Source organism: Nonomuraea sp. NPDC050643 (assembly GCF_040654715.1).
Taxonomy (GTDB): Bacteria; Actinomycetota; Actinomycetes; order Streptosporangiales; family Streptosporangiaceae; genus Nonomuraea.
Genome location: NZ_JBFAIM010000053.1, coordinates 12,215 through 28,972 on the forward strand (window position 1 = coordinate 12,215; position 16,758 = coordinate 28,972).

Consider the following 16,758-nt stretch of genomic DNA (forward strand, 5'->3'; position numbering starts at 1 on the left):
CTCAGGGCGAGCCGTCATCGGCTGCCGGCCGCCTGCTGAGCGAACTGCGTGCGGTACAGATCGGCGTACAGGCCACCGCCCAGCAGCAGCTCCTCGTGAGTGCCACGTTCGCGGACGCGGCCCGCGTCCACTACCAGGATATGGTCCGCGCCGCGGATCGTGGACAACCGATGGGCGATCACCAGCGAGGTCCGCCCGGCCAGCGCGGTCTCCAGCGCCCGCTGGATCGCCGCCTCCGACTCCGAGTCGAGGTGCGCGGTCGCCTCGTCCAGCACGACGATCGGCGGCGCCTTGAGCAGCAGCCTGGCCAGGGCCACCCGCTGTTTCTCACCGCCGGACAGGCGGTGGCCGCGCTCGCCGACCACGGTGTCCAGACCGTCCGGCAGGGCGCGGATCGTGTCCCAGATGAGCGCCGCCTCGCACGCCTCGATCAGCTCCCGCTCGCTCGCGCCGCGCCTGGCGTGCTCCAGGTTGGCCCGCAGGGTGTCGTGGAACAGGTGCGCGTCCTGGGTGACCACGCCGACCGCGTCGCGCAGCGACTGCAGCGCCAGGCCGCGGACGTCCTGGCCGCCGATGCGCACGCTGCCCTCGGTGGCGTCGTAGAGGCGGGGGACGAGCTGGGTGATCGTGGTCTTCCCCGCGCCCGACGGGCCGACCAGCGCCGTCAGCTTCCCGGCCGGCGCCTGGAAGCTGACCTCCCGCAGCGTCCACGCCTCGCTCGCCCGATCCGGTACGCGCGCCGCGACGGACTCCAGCGAGGCGAGGGACACCTCGTCCGCGCCCGGGTAGCGGAAGCAGACCCCGTCGAAGACGATGTCCGGCGCCGCGGGCCCCGACGGCTCCGGCCCGTTCAGTGCCCGCGCGCCGGGGCGCTCGGTGATGTGCGGCTCCAGGTCGAGCACCTCCAGCACCCGGTCGAAGCTGACCAGGGCCGTCAGCGCCGTCGCCTGCATGGAGGCCAGCAGGTTGATCGGCCCGTAGAGCCGCATCAGCAGGGCCACCATGGCCACCAGGGACCCGAGTTCGAGCGAGCCGGCGATGGTCAGCACCCCGCCCAGGCCGTAGACGACGGCCGTGGTGAGCGCCGTGAGCACGGTGACGACGATGGCGAAGATCCGCCCGTACACGACGCGCAGGGTGGAGATGTCGCGTACGCGGGCGGTCTTCCTGGCGAAGGTGTCCAGGTCGTCGTCCGGGTGGCCGTACAGCTTGGACAGCAGCGCCCCCGACACGTTGAAGCGCTCGTGCATCATCGAGCTCATGTCGGCGTCCAGCTCCATCGACTCGCGGGCGAGCCGCTCCTGCCGCCGCGCGATCAGCCGGGCCGGCAGCAGGAAGAACGGGATCATCAGCAGCGCCGCGAGCGTGATCTGCCAGGACAGGTAGAGCATCGCCACGAGGATGAGCACCAGCGTGAGCAGGGTCGAGACCGACTGCGAGAGCAGGGTCGTCACGGCCTGCCGGGCCCCGATCACGTCGGTATTGAGCCTGCTGACCAGCGAGCCGGTCTGCGTGCGGGTGAAGAACGCCAGCGGCTGGCGCTGGATGTGCGCGAACACCTTGGTCCGCAGGTCATAGACCAGGCCCTCGCCGATCCGGCCCGAGCACCACGCCCCCACGTACGCCGCCCCTGCCTCGACCAGGGAGAGCCCGGCCACCAGCAGGCACAGCCACACCACCGTGTCGGTCCGCCGGGGCAGGATGCCGTCATCGATGATCGCTTTGAGGATCAGCGGGCCGGTGGCCGTGATGACCGCGACCGTGACGGTGGCCACCATCAGCAGGGCCAGGAACCAGCGATAGCGCAGGGCGTACGGGAGGATCCGCCGTACCGTGCCCGGTTTCACCCGCTGCCGGGTGATGGAGTCGTCGAACCGCAGCCCCGTCACCCTTTTCGCCGATCTTTTCGCCGCCAATGGACACCTGCCTCGCTGTCGATGGGAAACCCTCGGGTGATCGGCGTCGGCTCCGGGCGCGCCCGGTCAACTGCCGCGTCGGCGCGGTTGAACGGGGAACCGCCGAAAGTTGACTGGCGCACGGCGCCTGCGTTCATAGTTGATTCCAGCGGGGCCGAGCGACGCATCACGCGGCCACCGAACGCCGGACCGGAGTCGTGCGGACCTCCGTTCCCCGGCGCCACCCACACCCGAGAAAGGACGACGTGGTGACGAATCCGTTCGACGACCCGGATGCCCAGTACCTGGTCCTGGTGAACGACGAGGGACAACACTCCCTCTGGCCCATCTTCGTGGCGGTGCCGGAGGGCTGGAAGACGGTCTTCGGGCAGGCAGGACGCCAGGAGTGCCTCGACTACATCGAGAAGTCCTGGACCGACATGCGCCCCAAGAGCCTGATCGAAGCGATGGAGAAGAAGTAACGATCCGTCCCGCGACGTCGCCGACGCACCTGAGGTGGTCGGCGACGTCGGCGTTTCCGGGCGGTCCGCGCCGCGTTCCCCGTTCACGGACGACGCCCGGCCGCCGCTACTGGCCGACCGCCTTCCAGGCCAGGGACTGGTCACGCTCGTCGAGCTGCTCCGCGAACTCCTGCCACGTGACGGAGTACTGGCGGGCCAGCTTGACCACCAGCGCCTCCCAGTGGGGCGGGACCGCGGCGATGAGCTCGGACCAGCACTCCATCGCCATCGCGGTCTGCTGCAGCAGCCGCAGCAGTTGGCGGCCCTCCTCCTTCAGGCGCAGCGAGGGGTCGCGCAGCAGTTTGTCCAGTATCACGGCGGGTTCCGCCCGGGCCGGATGCGTCACCGGGCCATGCTCCGAGCGCCGCCGCCCGACCTGGTCGGGCACCGGACCGTCGGGAGAGGACACCGCGGGGACGACCGTCGGTTTGGCGTTCGTCAGCCGGGCCATCGTGGGCGGCTCGTTCGACAGCATACGTTTGCGGACATCGCTCGCCGTGGCCGGGGAGATCCCGGCGAGCCGGGCCACCTCCCGGAGCGAGGCGTCGGGATTGCGGGCGATGACCTCGGCCGCGCGTAACCGGCCGCTGTCGCCGCTGAGCGGGCGGACCCTGCCATCGCGTCCGATGCGGGCGTTCAACTGCGGCAGCGAGTCGGTTGAACGGCGCCGGATCGAGGCCACGGCCTTCGCCCCGAGCCCCGACGCGCGGGCGATGGCACGGTCGGACATGTGCGGATGAGAGGCGACGATACGGGTCGCGGCGGCGCGCCGGTCGGCCTGGGACAGCGGGAGACCGTGGGCGATGTTCGCCTGCACCGCGCGGAGAAAGGCCTCCTCCTCGGTGCCGTCGAAGAATTCGACGTCAATGGTCTCCTGTCCCCGTATCAGGGCGGCGAGCAGACGGTGCATTCCGTCGATGACGCGCCTGTCGGAGTGGCGGACGAGGATGGGGGGAAGAGGGCCGTCGATTTCGGCCAGCCGCGCTACGTGCTCCTGGTCCTGCCCCTGCAAGCGGGGCGACTCACCAGGCATGAGCGTGGCGATGGGAACGGAAACAATCTTCGGTTCACGGGCTTCGGGGAGTGCGGTCACTCCGGAGGAGCGGGTGCTCGCGGGCTCCAGAATCGGGCCAACTCCGACTTCGTCCAATTGCAAAACTTTCACCCCGTCACTGAAACTTATAAAGCTATCCCCGCGAATTTCCGCTGCAGGATGGGACGCATTTCCGCATGACTGTGCTGTCGCCTTTTAGAGAAGTGTTGACGCGGATACCGGCCTGACGCCGCCTGACACCGGAGGGGGGAGCGAAGCCTCCCGTTCGCCCGTCCTCACCTGTGTCTTTCAACGGAATGCGACCGGTCGATCACGCGCGGGAGGGGCGGGGCGGCAGGCCCGGAGGGCCGCCGAAAGGGCCAAGTGCTCATGATCTACCATCATCCACATAGTGCGTCAGTATGCCAAGTCTGATGAGTTGAGAGACCTGTCAATTGATTCATTGCGCTATATAGGCGGTTTATTTCTTCGGTAAGACCGCGTCCCGGATCGATGTCAAGGCGATCGGTGCGGCTCGTACGCCGGTGAATCCCCTGATCAACCGCTCGCCCGGCGCGTACGGCGGGGCCCCTGCCTAGATACACGCTGGTTGACCCTTGATCTATCAGGTTCGATCGAATTGCTGACCAGGGGCTGCGCCTGTACGGGCGCCCCGGGACGGCGTGCTCGCGCCGGGAGTGCCAGGAGCGCCGGGCCTGCGTCCCGGGTCCGCGTCGCGGCCTTCGCCCGGCTTCCAACCTGGCCGCCCATGGCGCTGTGCGCCTTGACCGGACGCCGGCGGGGCGGCCGGGTGGCGGGCGCGGATCGCTTGTGCGCGCCGGTTCCGCGCGGCGTCCGGCCGAAGAAAGCACGCCTGACGTTGGATCGTTCCGGGACGGGGCACAGCCGACGGGACAAATCGGTCATGCGGGCCTTTATATTAATTCTATGCGAGGTGGCATTAGGTTCTGACACATGTACTTACGGTCGACCCCTCGACGGAATAAGGACGGTTCCGTAGTCCGCTACCTGCAGTTGGCGCACAACGCGTGGGACCCGGCGACGAAGCGCTCGAAGGTGCAGGTCATCTACAACTTCGGCCGCGACGACGCCTCCAACCGTGAGGCGCTGGTACGGCTGGTCGCCTCGGCGATCAAATTCCTCGACCCCGCCCAGATCCTCGCCGCGGCGGCCGACGGGCTGGAGCTCGTGGACTCGCGCCCGCTCGGCGGGGTGTGGGCGCTCGACGGGCTGTGGCGGCAGTTGGAGATCGACAAGACGTTCCGGCGGATGCGTAAGGACAGCGGGCTGGACGCCTCGGCGGAGCGGGTGTTGTTCGCGCTGGTCGCCAACCGGGCCCTGGCGGACTCGCCGGGCCTGCCGGCCGCTCGATGGGTGAACGAGGACGTCTTCGTCGACGATCTGCCGGCCACCACCGAGGACGCCTGCCACCGGGTGACCGGCTGGTTGTGCGAGGTGTCCCACAGGCTGGAGGAAGAGGTCTTCCACCGGGTCGTCGACCGCCTCGACCTCGAGGTCGACCTGCTGTTCTTCGAGTCCTCCGAGGGGGGTTTCCGGCTTGCGCGCGACTTCGCCCCGGATTCGGCCGGCTACGAGGAGCTCAAGGGCAGGGGGAGGTCCGGCTTCTCGTGCCTCGGCCCGCCCCGTGCCTGTCGCGGGCCCCACCAGAGCGTCATCGGCATGGCCGCCACCCGCACGGGCATCCCGGTGCGGGTCTGGTGCTGGCCCGGCTGCACGGACGACGCGGAGATGATCCGGCAGGCCAAGGAGGAGATGAAGGGCTGGACCCTGTCCAGGGTCATCTGGACCGCCGACCGAGGGTGCCCGGTCGCCGCCAACCGGCGCGCGCCGCGTCAGGACGACGACCACCACTACATCATCGGCGAGAAACTGCGCTCCGGATCGGCCGAGGCCGACGCCGCCCTGTCCCGTCAGGGCCGCTACCAGCGCGTCACGGCGAACCTGCGGGTCAAGGAGGTCCACATCGCCGCGGACGAACGCTTCGTGATCTGCTGCGACGCCACGACCGCGCAGCGGGACGCGGAGGTGCGCGCCCGCCTGGTGGAGGAACTCTCCGAACTGATCGCCGACACCGACAGGCTGTCGTTCGCCGAACGCACCGACCTGCACATGGAGATCTCCGCCAATGCCGACATGTACCGCTATTTGCGGTTAACGCCGGGCGGGTTGCTGCGCATCGACGTCAAGACCGTCAAAGCCGAGGAGAACCTCGACGGCAAATACCTGGTCCGTACCACCGACCCCGAGCTGTCGGCCGAGGAGATCGCGCTCGGCTACATGCACCTCCTCGCCTTCGAGAGCGGCTGGCGCGATCTGCACGCCGACCTGCGGCCGATCTGGAGCCGCGGGGAAACGGGCGTCCACTCCTACCTGATGATCACCTGGCTCGCCCTCCTCCTCGTCCGCATCGCCGAGAACCGCACCGGCCTGCCGTGGCAGCGGCTGCGGCGCGAGCTCGACCGCATCAAGCTCGGCACCTTCGCGGCCCGGGAGGGCACCCTGCGGCAGCGTACCGAGATCACCGAGGACCAGCACGACCTCCTCGCGGCCCTGGCCCTCACCCCGCCGCCGCGCATCCTCCAGATCATCCCCGCGAGCCGCTGACCCACGCGGGGGCCGATCACGCGATCGGCCCCCGTTCCCCGTTCCGGGGCCCGGCGGTCACGCGGCTCGGAGAGGGAGGTGCGCCAGGGTCCTGAGCCAGTTGTTGGGGCGGGGGACGGGATCGCCCGCCGGCGCCAGCGTACGGACCCGGCGGACGAGGGTGGTGAGCAGGATCTCGGCCTCGAACCGGGCCATCGCCGCGCCGACGCAGGCGTGGACCCCGGTGCCGAAGGACACGTGGCCCGCCGGCCGGCGCAGGTCGAAGTCGTCGGGATGCTTCCAGGCGCGGGGATCGCGGTTGGCGGCGCCCAGGAAGCACAGCACCTTCTCACCCGCCGGGATCCGGGTGCCGGCCAGCGTCGTCTCCCGCGAGGTCGTGCGGAACAGCAGGGGCGCGGGCGACGCGTGGCGCAGGCTCTCCTCGAAGGCGGGCCGTACGAGTGCGGGGTCGGCGCGGAGGGCGTCCCAGACCTCGGGGTGGACGGACAGCAGGCGCAGGGTCCAGGCCACGCCGTGCACGGTGGTGTCGATCCCCGCCGACAGCAGCGAGCGGATCAGGAGCGCGGCCTCGTCGGCGGTGATCTCGCCCCGGTCGGCGGCCTCGTACAGGTGCGCGCCCAGGCCGCCGGGCCGCAGCGCGTCGCGCCGGCACTGCTCGGTGAGCCAGGCGGTGACCTGGGGAGCCCGCTCCATCGCCTTCTCGAAGAGCCGGTTGCGCGGGCCGAGGGCGTTGAAGACCATGTCGCCGTACAGGAGCAGGTTCTCCCTGTCGTCCGCGGTGATGCCGACGGCGTCGGCGAAGACGCGTAACGGGTAGGGCTGGGCCAGGTCGGTGACGGCGTCGAAGGAGCCCTGGCGGATCGCCTCGCCGACGAGCCTGTCCGCGTGCCGCTCGAACTCGGGCCGCAGCGCCTCGATCGCGCGCGGCGACATCACGCGGGCGATGGCCCGGCGGACGGACGTGTGCGCCGGCGGGTCGGCCTCCAGCAGCAGGCTCCGCGTCCGCCACGGCTGCTCCTTCAGGAAGTTCGCCAGCCCGATCCCCGCCGAGGAGCAGAAGGTCTCGAAGTCACGGATGACGTGCTGCGTCTCGGCATGGCGGGCGGTGGCCCAGATGCCGTAGGCATCGAGGAGGAACACCGGGCCGGCGGCGTGCAGCCGCTCGTAGAAGGGTTCCGGGTCGTGCTGGAAGGCCGCGCCGAAGGGATCGACGTCCATGGTTCTCACATCCTCTGCACACGAGTACTGCATGCAAGGAAACCCGCCGGCGCGAGGTCAGGCCAGACCCATGACGCGCCGCCGACGAGCGTCGCCGCGGGCCGCGTCCCCCCTACAATGATCGTCTCGGATTCGTGATCATCCGTAGCGTCCCGTGGCGAGGAGGGCACCATGGCGTTGCAGCCGCCCCCCGAGCTGGCCGCGCTGCTCAACCTGCTCGTCTCGTGGCCGCTGATCGACGAGGACGCCCTGCACGAGGCCGGTGACCGGTGGATCTCCTTCGCGGTGACGGCCGTGCGCGTCTCCTCCGCCGCGGCCACGCACGCCGCCCGGACCACCGCGCGCAACGACGGCGAGGGGGTCCGGGCGTTCGACGGCGACTGGCGCGACACCTCGGGCCGCTCCGGCGACGCGGTCACCGCCGCGCTGCTCATCGGCGGTGCGCTGCAGCTCTCGGCGATGATCGTGTTCGCCATGAAGGTGGCGCTGATCGTCGTCCTCGTCCGGCTCGCGCTGAACCTGTCGCGGCTGGCCGCGGCCTCGGGGCCCACGGCCGGCGCCTCGCTGGCGGGCGTTCCCGTCGTCGTGGGCGGCGCCCGGAGCGCCGCGCGGGAGATCGTCCGCAAGCAGGGCGACCTGCTGGAACGCAACGCGCTGCGCCTGTTCGACCGCGCCTCCGCGCTGCTGCGCAAGCCGCCCGCCAAGGTGGGGGCGGCGGCGATCCCGCCCGGCAAACGGCCGCCGACGCCCGTGCGTGGCCCCGGCAACGTCCTCGAGGCGGCGGCCGACAAGAGCGTCGACGTCAAGAGCATCACGCCGTACCCCATCTGGCGCCGCAGCCGCGAGCCGGTCTACCGCGCCTCCGACAGCCCTCCGGACGAGGTCTTCGAGCAGGGGTTCCACCCGCCCGACCCGTCGATGACCAACCTGTCCGACCACGTGCTCAAGAGCACGCCCTCCGCCTTCGTCGGGACCAGCAGGCGCAGGGACATCGACGGCGCGTTGCCGCGCAGCCACGTCTACGAGGTGGACGCCCCCGGCGGGATCGACGTCCAGGAGACCGTGCGCGCCGCCGGCCATCTGGCCCACGAGCGCGAGATCGCCTGGCCCGGCGGCGTGCACCGCAGGTACATCTCCGGCGCCTGGGCACAGGGGGCGCCGAGGACGCCGGAGAACTTCATCCCCAACCCGCACTACGACCCCTATCCCGGCCATCCGGGGCTGTCGCCAGGAGGATCGCCGTGACCGACACCCCGCCGCCCTCACCGCCGCCCCCACTGCCGCCCCCACCGCCGGTCACCGACGACCTGCGGCGACAGGCCCGCCGGAGCCCGGGCTCCTGGATGTACGCGATCGATCCGTACTTCGACCCCGACGGCGAGGTCCCGCCGTACGGCATCGCCGGCGCCTGGCAGGTCGACGAGCGCGGCGAGATCACCGGCGAGTTCCGCCACAACCCCCGCTACCGGCCCTCGCCGGTGGCGCTGGGCCACCCCGAGCCCACCGACCCGCTCGACCGTGCCGTGCAGCTCGCCTCGACCGGCTATGCCGACGGCCACGACCTCGTCCCGCTGCTGCTGGAGGCGGAGGTGATCGTGGCCGCCGGCCCCGGCGGCGAGGTGCCGGTGTTCGACACGGGGGAGGGCCGGGCCGCGTTCGCCTACACGGCCCAGGCCCACCTGCCGGACGCCCGGCCGGACGGCGCCACGGGCTGGCAGCGCATACGCGGCCGCGACCTGGTCGCGCTCCTGCCGCCGGGCGTCGGCGTCGCCGTCAACACCGAAGGGCCGGCGGGCGTGCTCCTCGCCCCCGGCGAGCTGCACCGCTGACCCGCGCCTCCGGGCGGGCTCGTCCCGTCACATCCGTTCGATGATCCGCCGCACCTGGTCGGCGTCGTCGGCGGTGCGCTGCTCCACGTCCCGGTAGTTCGCCCGCATGACGTGCACGTCGTCTCCCGAGGTGACCTGCCGCTCGCCCAGCGCCTCGTACACCTCCAGCGCCTTCCTGGTGACCGCGAGGTAGCCGGCCTGGACCATGCTCCCGGCCTCCCCGCCCCAGGGGTCGGCGTCGGTCTCGAGATGGGCGCGCAACGCCGCCACCGCCTCCAGCCAGGTCGCGCCCGTCTCACCCAGCCCCGTGCCGGTGCCGCACAGGTCGGAGTGGGAGATCTCCGGCCCCTCGCCGAAGCCCCCGCTCACCGCTCCTCCACCCGTCGCACGACCAGCTCGACCCCGTCGGCGAACTCGTCCAGCCGCCGCATCACGTCGGCGTGCACCCTCTCCATGGTCCCGGCCAGCGCCCGCGGATCGGTCAGCTCGGCCGCCTCCAGCTCCGGCAGGCCCGCCCGCAGGTCGTCCAGCGCGGCGTTGACCGCCACGAGGATCTCCCGTGCGAGGTCCTCCGACGCCATCCGCATGACCCGGGGGTTGAGGTGCAGCTCGCGCAACCGTCCGTCCGGCGCGGCCACGGCGCGCACCTGCCCGCCCGCCGCCTCCCCGTTCCCCTGCACGGGCGCCTGCGCGCGCGGTTCGGCCGCCCGCGCGAGCGCCTGGACGGTCTCTGCCAGCATCTCGCCGATGCGCTGCCCGTTCTGGTGCATGGTTACCTTTATCGCACGCCCGCGGATGCGCACCACCCCACCCGGTCAGGGGCATACCTGCCGGAACGGCTCCCCGGCCGCGTAGCGCTGCCATTCGGCCCGGGTGAAGGAACGGCCCGCGTTGGCGCACACCGCGTCGGCGGGCTCGGCGGGGGCGGCGACGTGCCACAGCCGCAGCGTCTGGTCGGCGCCCACCGTGGCGAGCATGGTCCCGTCGGGGCTGTAGGCGGCCCTGACCACCATCTTCGTATGACCGGTCAGCGGCAGGCCGATCTGGCGGAGGGCCGCCAGATTCCAGAGCCGTGCCGTGCGGTCCGCGGAGCCGGTGACGAGGGTCTCGCCGTCGGGGCTGAACGTCATCGCGGTGACGGCGTCGGTGTGACCGGTCGCGATGGCTCCGGTCTGACGCTGCCCTGCCACGTCCCACAGGTGCACCGTCCCGTCGGACGCCGAGGTGGCCAGGGTCCCGCCGTCGGGGCTGAAGGCCAGCGCGGCGCCGCGGCTCGTGACGCCGGCGGGCAGCGGGGCGCCGATCTGGCGGTGCGTGGCCACGTCGAAGAGCCGCACGGTACGGTCGTTGCCCGCCATGGCCAGGATGGCGCCGTCGGGGCTGAACGCCTTCGCGGTGACGAAGTCGGTGAAGCCGGGGACGGCGATGCGGGGTCCGACCTCCCGGTGGCCCGCGACGTCCCAGAACCCGACGGAGGCGCCGGGTAACGAGACGACGAGGAGCCCGCCGTCGGGGCTCAGCTCCACATTGACGCGGAGCGTGGCCGAGGAGCCGATCTGACGGCGGGTGGCGGTGTCCCACAGCCGGATGGTGCCGTCGTTGCTCGCCGTGGCGAGCGCCCTGCCGTCGCGGCTGAATCTGGTCGCGTAGACGCTGGCGCTCTCGCCGGGCAGCGGATCGTCCTTGGGCCGCAGGCGGCGACCGGCCTCACGACGGCCGGCCACGTCCCAGAACCGGACGGCGCGATCGGCGCCCTTCGCACCGAAGGCCGCCATGGGATCGGAGGCGGCCAAGGTCCTCCCATCCGGGCTGAACGCGACGCCGTACCCGGCGGGCAGCTCAGGGCCGATCTGGCGGTGCACCCTGGGGTCCCACAACCACACCCTGCCCTCCCTGCCGGCGGCCGCCAGGGTCCTGCCGTCCGGGCTGAACGCCATCCTGGTGAGGTCCGATCGCCTGCCGGTCAGCGCGGGCCCCACCAGCCGGCGACGCGCGGTGTCCCACAGCCTGGTGAGGCCGTCCGTTCCGGCGGTGGCGAGCCGCGTGCCGTCGGGGCTGAAGGCCATGGCCGTGAAGCCGCGGCCGTTGCCGGGTTCGTGCAGGGCGCCGCCGATCTGCTTGCGGCCGGCGAGGCTCCACAACCGGATGGTACGGTCCGCGCTCATCGTCGCGAGCGTCGACCCGTCCGGGCTGAGGGACATGTCGTTGATGTCGCCGGTGTGCCCGGTGAGCGCCTTCCCGATCTGACGGTGCGTGGCGGTGTCCCAGATCCGCACGGTGTCGTCGGCCCCGGCGGTGACCAGGCGTCTCCCGTCCGGCGTGAAGGCCACCTCGTTGACGGATCCGCGGACGGACCCGGCGCGGCCGAGGGTGGCGCCGCGCTGGCGGCGGGCGGCCACGTCCCACAGCCGGACGGTGCCCACGGCGGATGAGGTCGCGAGCGTCCTGCCGTCGGGGCCGAACTCCATCGCCCGCACCGCGTCGCCGGTGTCCATCGGGGCGCCCAGCGGCCGGTGGGTGGACACCTCCCAGAACTGGACCTTGCTGAGGCAGACCGTGGCCAGCACCTTCCCGTCCGGGCTGAAGGCCACCTGGAAGCCCGCGAAGCACGGGATCTCCCGGTGGACGATCGGGGCGCCGAGCCGCCTGCGTGACGCCGTGTCCCACAGCGTCACGACGCCGTCGTCGCTTCCGGTCGCGACGATCGAGCCGTCGGAGGTGAACAGCAGCTCGGTGACGGGTTTGTCCTGCGCCGCGAAGACGCCCCGGTCCGCCCGCGCGGCCACGTCCAGCATGCGGTGGCGGGCCTCCGGGGTCCGGTTGATCCGCCAGGCCGTCACGGCCAGCAGCGCCGACGTCACCGGGTCGTCGGCGATCTCGCTCCGCGCGGCCAGCTCGCGCGAGACCGCCAGCCGTCGCTGCCGGTCGGCGTTGCCCGCCGCCAGATCGGCGTCGCCGGCCGCGTCGACGGCCATGATGGCGGCGACCAGGGCGAGCACCGACAGCACCGCCAGCCCGGCCATCACCAGCGCACGGCGGCGTCCCGCCCGCCGCGCGGCCCGGGTGGAGGCCGCGACGAAGCCCGTCACGGTCGGGCCGGGCGGCGGGAAGCTGCCGGGGTCGCGGTCCCAGCGGCCCTGGCTGTCCTGGACCGCCAGCAGCCGGGCGCCGCGATAGAGGAAGGCGGGGTCGCGGTGGTTGCCGGCCCACTGCGTGGCGTCCTCGACGAGCCGGTCGTACACCGCCTGCGCCGTCATGTCGGGCTCGAGCCACTGCCGCAGCGTGGGCCAGGCGGTCAGCAGGACGTCGTGGGCGATCTCGACGTCGCCCTCGTGCAGGGTGAGCAGGCGCTGGCCGGCGAACGCCGAGAGCAGCTCCTCGATCTCGGCACGGCGCTGCGCCGAGTGCGCGGACGCGGCGGCGTGGATCTCGGCCGTCGTCGCCCGCCGCCGCGCCACCTGACCGCCTGCGGTGATCAGCGTCATCCGCCTGAAGATCCGGAGCGCGGTCTTGCGGTCCTCCGGCGACAGCCCGGCGAGCACCCCGTCGGCGGTGTGCCGCACGGAGCTGCGGACCCGGCCGGACTCCTCGTATCCCCGGATGGTCAGCCGGCCGTTCTCGCGCTTCTCCCAGGTCTTGAGCAGGGCCTGCGACAGCAACGGCAGGGAGGCGGCCTCGAACCCGTCGCCGAGGCGCAACTCGCTCAGGATGACCTCCACCAGGCCGGGCTCGATCGCCAGCCCCGCCGCGGCGGCGGGTCCGGTGATGGCCAGCCGGAGGTCCGACTCCGTCATCGGCTCGACGATGACCTGGCCGTCCTGGAGGGCCTCGGCGAACTGCGGGTAGGCCGCGCATCGGTCCCAGTAGTCCGCGCGCACCCCGATGATCACCCCGGCGCGCGGTGCGCCCTCGGCCATGGCGTGCAGGGCCCGTACGTAGGCCTGGCGCTCGTGCTCGTCGGTCACGACGGTGAACAGTTCCTCGAACTGGTCGACCACCAGAACGAAGCGGCCGGCCCCGGCGACAGCCGCCCGCGGGTCGTCGCGAAGCGCCTCGTACACCGTACCGGCCTGCCCGCCGTACGTCTGCGCCCACGCCTCGGCCAGCGCGCGCAGGGGGTCGGCGGTCGGCGTGAGCAGCAGCCGGGGCCAGGATCGCGAGCCGGGGACCGAGAGCATCCCCTCGGCCAGCGCCGGTATCAGCCCGGCCCGCAGCAGCGACGACTTGCCCACCCCCGAGGGACCCGACACCAGCAGGACGCACCCGTGCTCTTTCAGCCGTGGCCCGAGCCGCTCCAGCAGGTTGCGGATCGCCCGCCGGCGCCCGAAGAACAGCTCGCTCCTGTCGCTCTCGAACGGCGCCAGCCCCTGGTACGGGCACAGGCCGTCCCACGCACGGGACGAGCGCCGGCGGGCACCGGACGCCCCTCGCCGCCGGAGCCCCTCCGCCACCCGCGCCCGCACCCAGGCCAGCGCCCGGCGGAGGCCACCGCCCGCATCCGCTGTCCGCATGGCCCTCATTCTCGCCATGCGCGACCACAGTGATCAATCGCGGAGCCTGCCCTTCACAGGGCCGGCCGCCCCTGCCCGTGGGCGGGGGCGGCCCCGTTATCCGTCGGCGCCCTACGCGGACACGTCTTCGCAGCGGACGGCGACCACCGCGAAGAACACGAGACTGCGCGGATCCTGGGAGACCACCGACTCGAACACGTCGCACGCCGTGAACCCATGGTCCGCCGCGTTCCGCCGGGCGGCGGCCTCGGCGTTGGCGAGCGCGGTGTCCTCGTCGAGGCCCTTGCCGAACCCGTCGAACAGCACGCCGCGCTGCACGGTGGTGGCGGTGGTGGTGGTCGCCGTGTTCATGGTCGCGGCCAGCGCCGCGGCGGGCAGCGCGGCGACGACGGAACCGGCCAGCGTCGCCGTCGCCAGCGCGGCCATCAGCCTTCTCGTCAAGCACGTCATGGGATCTCCCCGTGGTTCGATCGATGGACCTACACGCGGAAGGCGTGCCATCCCGTTCCACCGGTCCCCGGATCACGACTTGACGGCTCCGCCGATGAGATCGGCCGCGACGGGCCGGGGAAGAGGGTGGGCGCGGTTCAGCCCGTCACCGTTCCGGTGCCCTCGCTCGCGCGGGCGCGGGGACGGCGGGCCACGTAGACCACCGCGGGCGGCAGGTTGCGCCAGACCGTCGCGGTCGTCACCACCTCTTCGAAGTGCGTCCGCAGGCCGCCGGACAGCCGCCTCGCCGGAGGCGCCCAGCGCGTCCAGGTGTAGGCGAACTGGGTGTAGACCCCGGCGGGGGACAGCGCGCGGGCGACGGACTCGATCAGCGGGGGCCGCCCGGCGTAGGCGACCCACGGCAGACCGCTGACCACCACGTCCACCGGCCCGACGCCGAGGCCGGCGAGCACGCCGGGCAGGCGTACGGCGTCCTCGCACACCACCTCCACCGACGGGTACGCCCGCGCGATCTCCGTGGCGAACCTGTCGTTGAGCTCGATCACGACGTGCCGGCCACGGCCGCCCAGCCGCCGCTGGACGGCGGAGGTGAAGGCGCCCGTCCCCGCGCCGAGCTCGACCACCACCGGCTCGCCGCGCTCCGGGACGCCCACGACCATCTGCGCCGCGAGCCGTGCCGAACTCGGCAGCACCGACGCCGTCCGCAGCGGCGATCTGAGGAACTCCCGCAGGATCCGGCCGCTGCCGAGGTCATGGTGTCCCTGCTCGATCGCCATGCTCCCGCTCCCCGAGTCCGCTCCGCCGCGCCGCTCCGATCCTCGCGCACGTGTGGCGGTGCGCACATGGCTCGCAGGTGAACACTGTCCCGCCCGCGCGCCACGTCCCGCGGCGGGATCGGTCAGGCCCGAATGGCCATATGGGCCCGGTGGTGGCGCGGGTGCGGGTGCGACGGTTGCGCAACACCGCCCGGCACGATCTGAGCATCAGTCGGGCGGCACGGTGCCGCCCCGGATATGAGGAGTGATGCGGCATGTCTGCTGCGATTCTCAAGAAGGTACGCGGCCGGTGGGCGATCTGGGTCGCGGCGGGGGCCGCGCTCGCCGGCCTCGGCTTCGCGGTCCCGGCGTCGGCCGCGGTGCCGCCCGAAGTGATCATCGTCGACACGTTCGCCACCCGGACGGTGACGGGCGCCGCGAACGTCTTCTTCGACTTCAACGTCCCGGCGGGGAGCTGGACCGCCGAGGCCACGCTCACCGGCCGCAACAACACGGCCGTGGCGTCCGGCCTGGCCTGCACGCTGCTGATCATCAGCGAGAGCAGCACCAACAACGCCCGCACGGTCGCCTCGCTGGGCCCGAACGGCCAGCTCGCCAGCCTGTCGGCGGTCACGGCGCGCACCGTGGGCACCTCCGGGATCGTGCGGCTGTCGTGCAACGCGACCACGACCTCGAACATCTCGGTGTTCAACGTGAGCATCATGGCGACCCGCGTCAACACCCTGACCCGCGTGAACCTCGGCTGAGCCCGCGGCCGGCCCGGTGACGGCCCGGTGACGGCCCCCGACGTTCGTGCAGGCAGCGCACCGCGGGTCGCTGCCTGCCGGCACCGATCCGCCCCCGGGGGCGTGGGCTCAGAACGCGATGAACCCGTACAGCGCGAGATGGTTGGACTTCGTGCCGCTCACGGTGTGGTCGACGCTCGACGGCTGTACGGCGCCCTTGACGAACAGGTAGTCGATCTTCCTGGAGCCGGAGGTCGCCTTCGCCCCATAGCCGGTCATGCCGAATCCGCCGAGCGTGGTGGAGGCGATGTTCGCACGGTTCGCGTCGATCCCGACCACGCGGATCGTGGAGGAGTTCATCAGGCTCGTGGCGTCCGCGCCGAGATGAATGCCGGAACCGCCGATGCCCTTGTCGCCCGCACCCGCGCAGGCATTGGCGCCGTTCTGCTCCGGGAGGTGCATGGTCGCGGCGAAGACCGTCGTCCCCGTCTCCTTGATGGTGAACTTGGCCGCGATGGCACTCGTACGCTTCCATTTGTGGGCGTTGGTGGTGCCGGCATCGTTGCTCGGCGGCTTGTACAGCGTGCATCCGGCCCCGCCGCCGTACGATGTGCCGGGCTTCAACCAGCCCGCGCTCCAGTATTTCGAGACGTCGCCCGTCGCGAGGCTCAGCGTTCTGGTGTTGTAGAGGATCCCGTTGGTCTGCTTCTTCTTCAGGTCGCCGAGATCCTGCTGGCTGCACTTGTGCGTGCTGCCCCACGGCTCGGGGTCGTCCCAGGCCACGATCGCCCGGTAGGTGCCCGCCGGATAGCCGAACTTGGCCGAGAGCTGGTCGGCGTAGGCCGTGGCCTGCCCGGTGCCCCGCACCTGCTGCACGATGAGGAGATCGGGAGCCCGTACGCCGGAGGTGCCCGTCGCGCCGTTGTCGTCGACCAGCATGGACGTGAGGTGGGCCGGGCCCGAGACCCGGGTGCACGAGCCGTCGGCGTTGTTCCGCACCAGGTTCTCGATGTTGTTGTTGTAGACCCGCAGGACCCGATCGGCCGCCGCCTCGGGCGTGGCGCCGGCCTGCGCGACCGAGGCGGTGGTCGTGGTGAGCGAGACGGCCGCCGCGAGCGCCGCCGCACAGAGAGATCGACGATTGATGAGCATGG

The 16,758-nt window shown here is 72.0% G+C and carries 14 protein-coding genes; 5 read left to right on the forward strand and 9 right to left on the reverse strand.

The annotated features are described in order from the left end of the window. Nucleotides 1-14: 14 nt before the first annotated feature. Nucleotides 15-1,889, reverse strand: a complete 1,875-nt coding sequence (locus AB0I15_RS46610; RefSeq protein ID WP_358111743.1) for an ABC transporter ATP-binding protein — start codon at nt 1,887-1,889, stop codon at nt 15-17. A gap of 275 nt (nt 1,890-2,164) precedes the next feature. On the opposite strand from AB0I15_RS46610, the gene AB0I15_RS46615 reads away from it, so the two are divergent. Then, nucleotides 2,165-2,377: an MbtH family protein gene (locus AB0I15_RS46615; RefSeq protein WP_345572647.1), complete on the forward strand. Its 213-nt coding sequence runs from the start codon at nt 2,165-2,167 to the stop codon at nt 2,375-2,377. 106 nt (nt 2,378-2,483) lie between these two features. Here the strand turns inward: AB0I15_RS46615 and AB0I15_RS46620 are convergent, their stop codons facing one another. Next, nucleotides 2,484-3,581, reverse strand: coding sequence for a ParB N-terminal domain-containing protein (locus AB0I15_RS46620; protein ID WP_358111747.1), 1,098 nt, complete (start codon nt 3,579-3,581; stop codon nt 2,484-2,486). 903 nt (nt 3,582-4,484) lie between these two features. Here AB0I15_RS46620 and AB0I15_RS46625 point away from each other — a divergent pair. Beyond that, nucleotides 4,485-6,095: a transposase gene (locus AB0I15_RS46625; RefSeq protein ID WP_358111750.1), complete on the forward strand. Its 1,611-nt coding sequence runs from the start codon at nt 4,485-4,487 to the stop codon at nt 6,093-6,095. A 57-nt stretch (nt 6,096-6,152) separates the two neighbouring features. On the opposite strand, the gene AB0I15_RS46630 is transcribed toward AB0I15_RS46625, so the two are convergent. Continuing rightward, on the reverse strand, nt 6,153-7,313 hold the full coding sequence (locus AB0I15_RS46630; protein ID WP_358111753.1) for a cytochrome P450: 1,161 nt from the start codon (nt 7,311-7,313) through the stop codon (nt 6,153-6,155). A 171-nt stretch (nt 7,314-7,484) separates the two neighbouring features. On the opposite strand from AB0I15_RS46630, the gene AB0I15_RS46635 reads away from it, so the two are divergent. Next, nucleotides 7,485-8,558 carry a hypothetical protein gene (locus AB0I15_RS46635; protein WP_358111755.1) on the forward strand — a complete coding sequence of 358 codons (1,074 nt, stop codon included), beginning with the start codon at nt 7,485-7,487 and terminating at the stop codon, nt 8,556-8,558. Next, nucleotides 8,555-9,142 carry a type VII secretion system-associated protein gene (locus tag AB0I15_RS46640; RefSeq protein WP_358111758.1) on the forward strand — a complete coding sequence of 196 codons (588 nt, stop codon included), beginning with the start codon at nt 8,555-8,557 and terminating at the stop codon, nt 9,140-9,142. The genes AB0I15_RS46635 and AB0I15_RS46640 overlap by 4 nt, the downstream gene beginning before the upstream one ends. 27 nt (nt 9,143-9,169) lie before the next feature. Here AB0I15_RS46640 and AB0I15_RS46645 read toward each other — a convergent pair whose 3' ends face one another. From AB0I15_RS46645 to AB0I15_RS46665, 5 genes are all read right to left on the reverse strand, one after another. Continuing rightward, nucleotides 9,170-9,511 (reverse strand): hypothetical protein, encoded by a 342-nt coding sequence (locus AB0I15_RS46645; RefSeq protein ID WP_358111761.1) that lies wholly within the window; start codon nt 9,509-9,511, stop codon nt 9,170-9,172. Continuing rightward, nucleotides 9,508-9,912, reverse strand: coding sequence for a YbaB/EbfC family nucleoid-associated protein (locus AB0I15_RS46650; RefSeq protein ID WP_358111763.1), 405 nt, complete (start codon nt 9,910-9,912; stop codon nt 9,508-9,510). The genes AB0I15_RS46645 and AB0I15_RS46650 overlap by 4 nt, the downstream gene beginning before the upstream one ends. Nucleotides 9,913-9,957: 45 nt before the next feature. Beyond that, nucleotides 9,958-13,653, reverse strand: a complete 3,696-nt coding sequence (locus tag AB0I15_RS46655; RefSeq protein WP_358111766.1) for a WD40 repeat domain-containing protein — start codon at nt 13,651-13,653, stop codon at nt 9,958-9,960. A gap of 111 nt (nt 13,654-13,764) precedes the next feature. Next, nucleotides 13,765-14,094 carry a hypothetical protein gene (locus AB0I15_RS46660; RefSeq protein WP_358111769.1) on the reverse strand — a complete coding sequence of 110 codons (330 nt, stop codon included), beginning with the start codon at nt 14,092-14,094 and terminating at the stop codon, nt 13,765-13,767. Between the two features lie 146 nt (nt 14,095-14,240). Then, complete coding sequence (locus tag AB0I15_RS46665; RefSeq protein ID WP_358111772.1) at nt 14,241-14,879, reverse strand: methyltransferase domain-containing protein; 639 nt, start codon at nt 14,877-14,879, stop codon at nt 14,241-14,243. 254 nt (nt 14,880-15,133) lie between these two features. Between AB0I15_RS46665 and AB0I15_RS46670 the strand changes: the two genes are divergently transcribed. After that, nucleotides 15,134-15,625, forward strand: a complete 492-nt coding sequence (locus AB0I15_RS46670) for a hypothetical protein (RefSeq protein ID WP_358111775.1) — start codon at nt 15,134-15,136, stop codon at nt 15,623-15,625. Nucleotides 15,626-15,733: 108 nt separating this feature from the next. Here AB0I15_RS46670 and AB0I15_RS46675 read toward each other — a convergent pair whose 3' ends face one another. Continuing rightward, entirely contained in the window at nt 15,734-16,756 is a 1,023-nt protein-coding gene (locus AB0I15_RS46675; RefSeq protein WP_358111779.1) for a hypothetical protein, read from the reverse strand. Between the last annotated feature and the right edge of the window lie 2 nt (nt 16,757-16,758).

Bases quoted from the DNA above. Each gene is read 5' to 3' on its own strand.
- AB0I15_RS46635 (WP_358111755.1), top strand. From the start codon at position 7,485: ATGGCGTTGCAGCCGCCCCCCGAGCTGGCCGCGCTGCTCAACCTGCTC.
- AB0I15_RS46650 (WP_358111763.1), bottom strand. From the start codon at position 9,912: ATGCACCAGAACGGGCAGCGCATCGGCGAGATGCTGGCAGAGACCGTC.
- AB0I15_RS46665 (WP_358111772.1), bottom strand. From the start codon at position 14,879: ATGGCGATCGAGCAGGGACACCATGACCTCGGCAGCGGCCGGATCCTG.
- AB0I15_RS46670 (WP_358111775.1), top strand. From the start codon at position 15,134: ATGTCTGCTGCGATTCTCAAGAAGGTACGCGGCCGGTGGGCGATCTGG.
- AB0I15_RS46655 (WP_358111766.1), bottom strand. From the start codon at position 13,653: ATGCGGACAGCGGATGCGGGCGGTGGCCTCCGCCGGGCGCTGGCCTGG.
- AB0I15_RS46630 (WP_358111753.1), bottom strand. From the start codon at position 7,313: ATGGACGTCGATCCCTTCGGCGCGGCCTTCCAGCACGACCCGGAACCC.
- AB0I15_RS46675 (WP_358111779.1), bottom strand. From the start codon at position 16,756: ATGCTCATCAATCGTCGATCTCTCTGTGCGGCGGCGCTCGCGGCGGCC.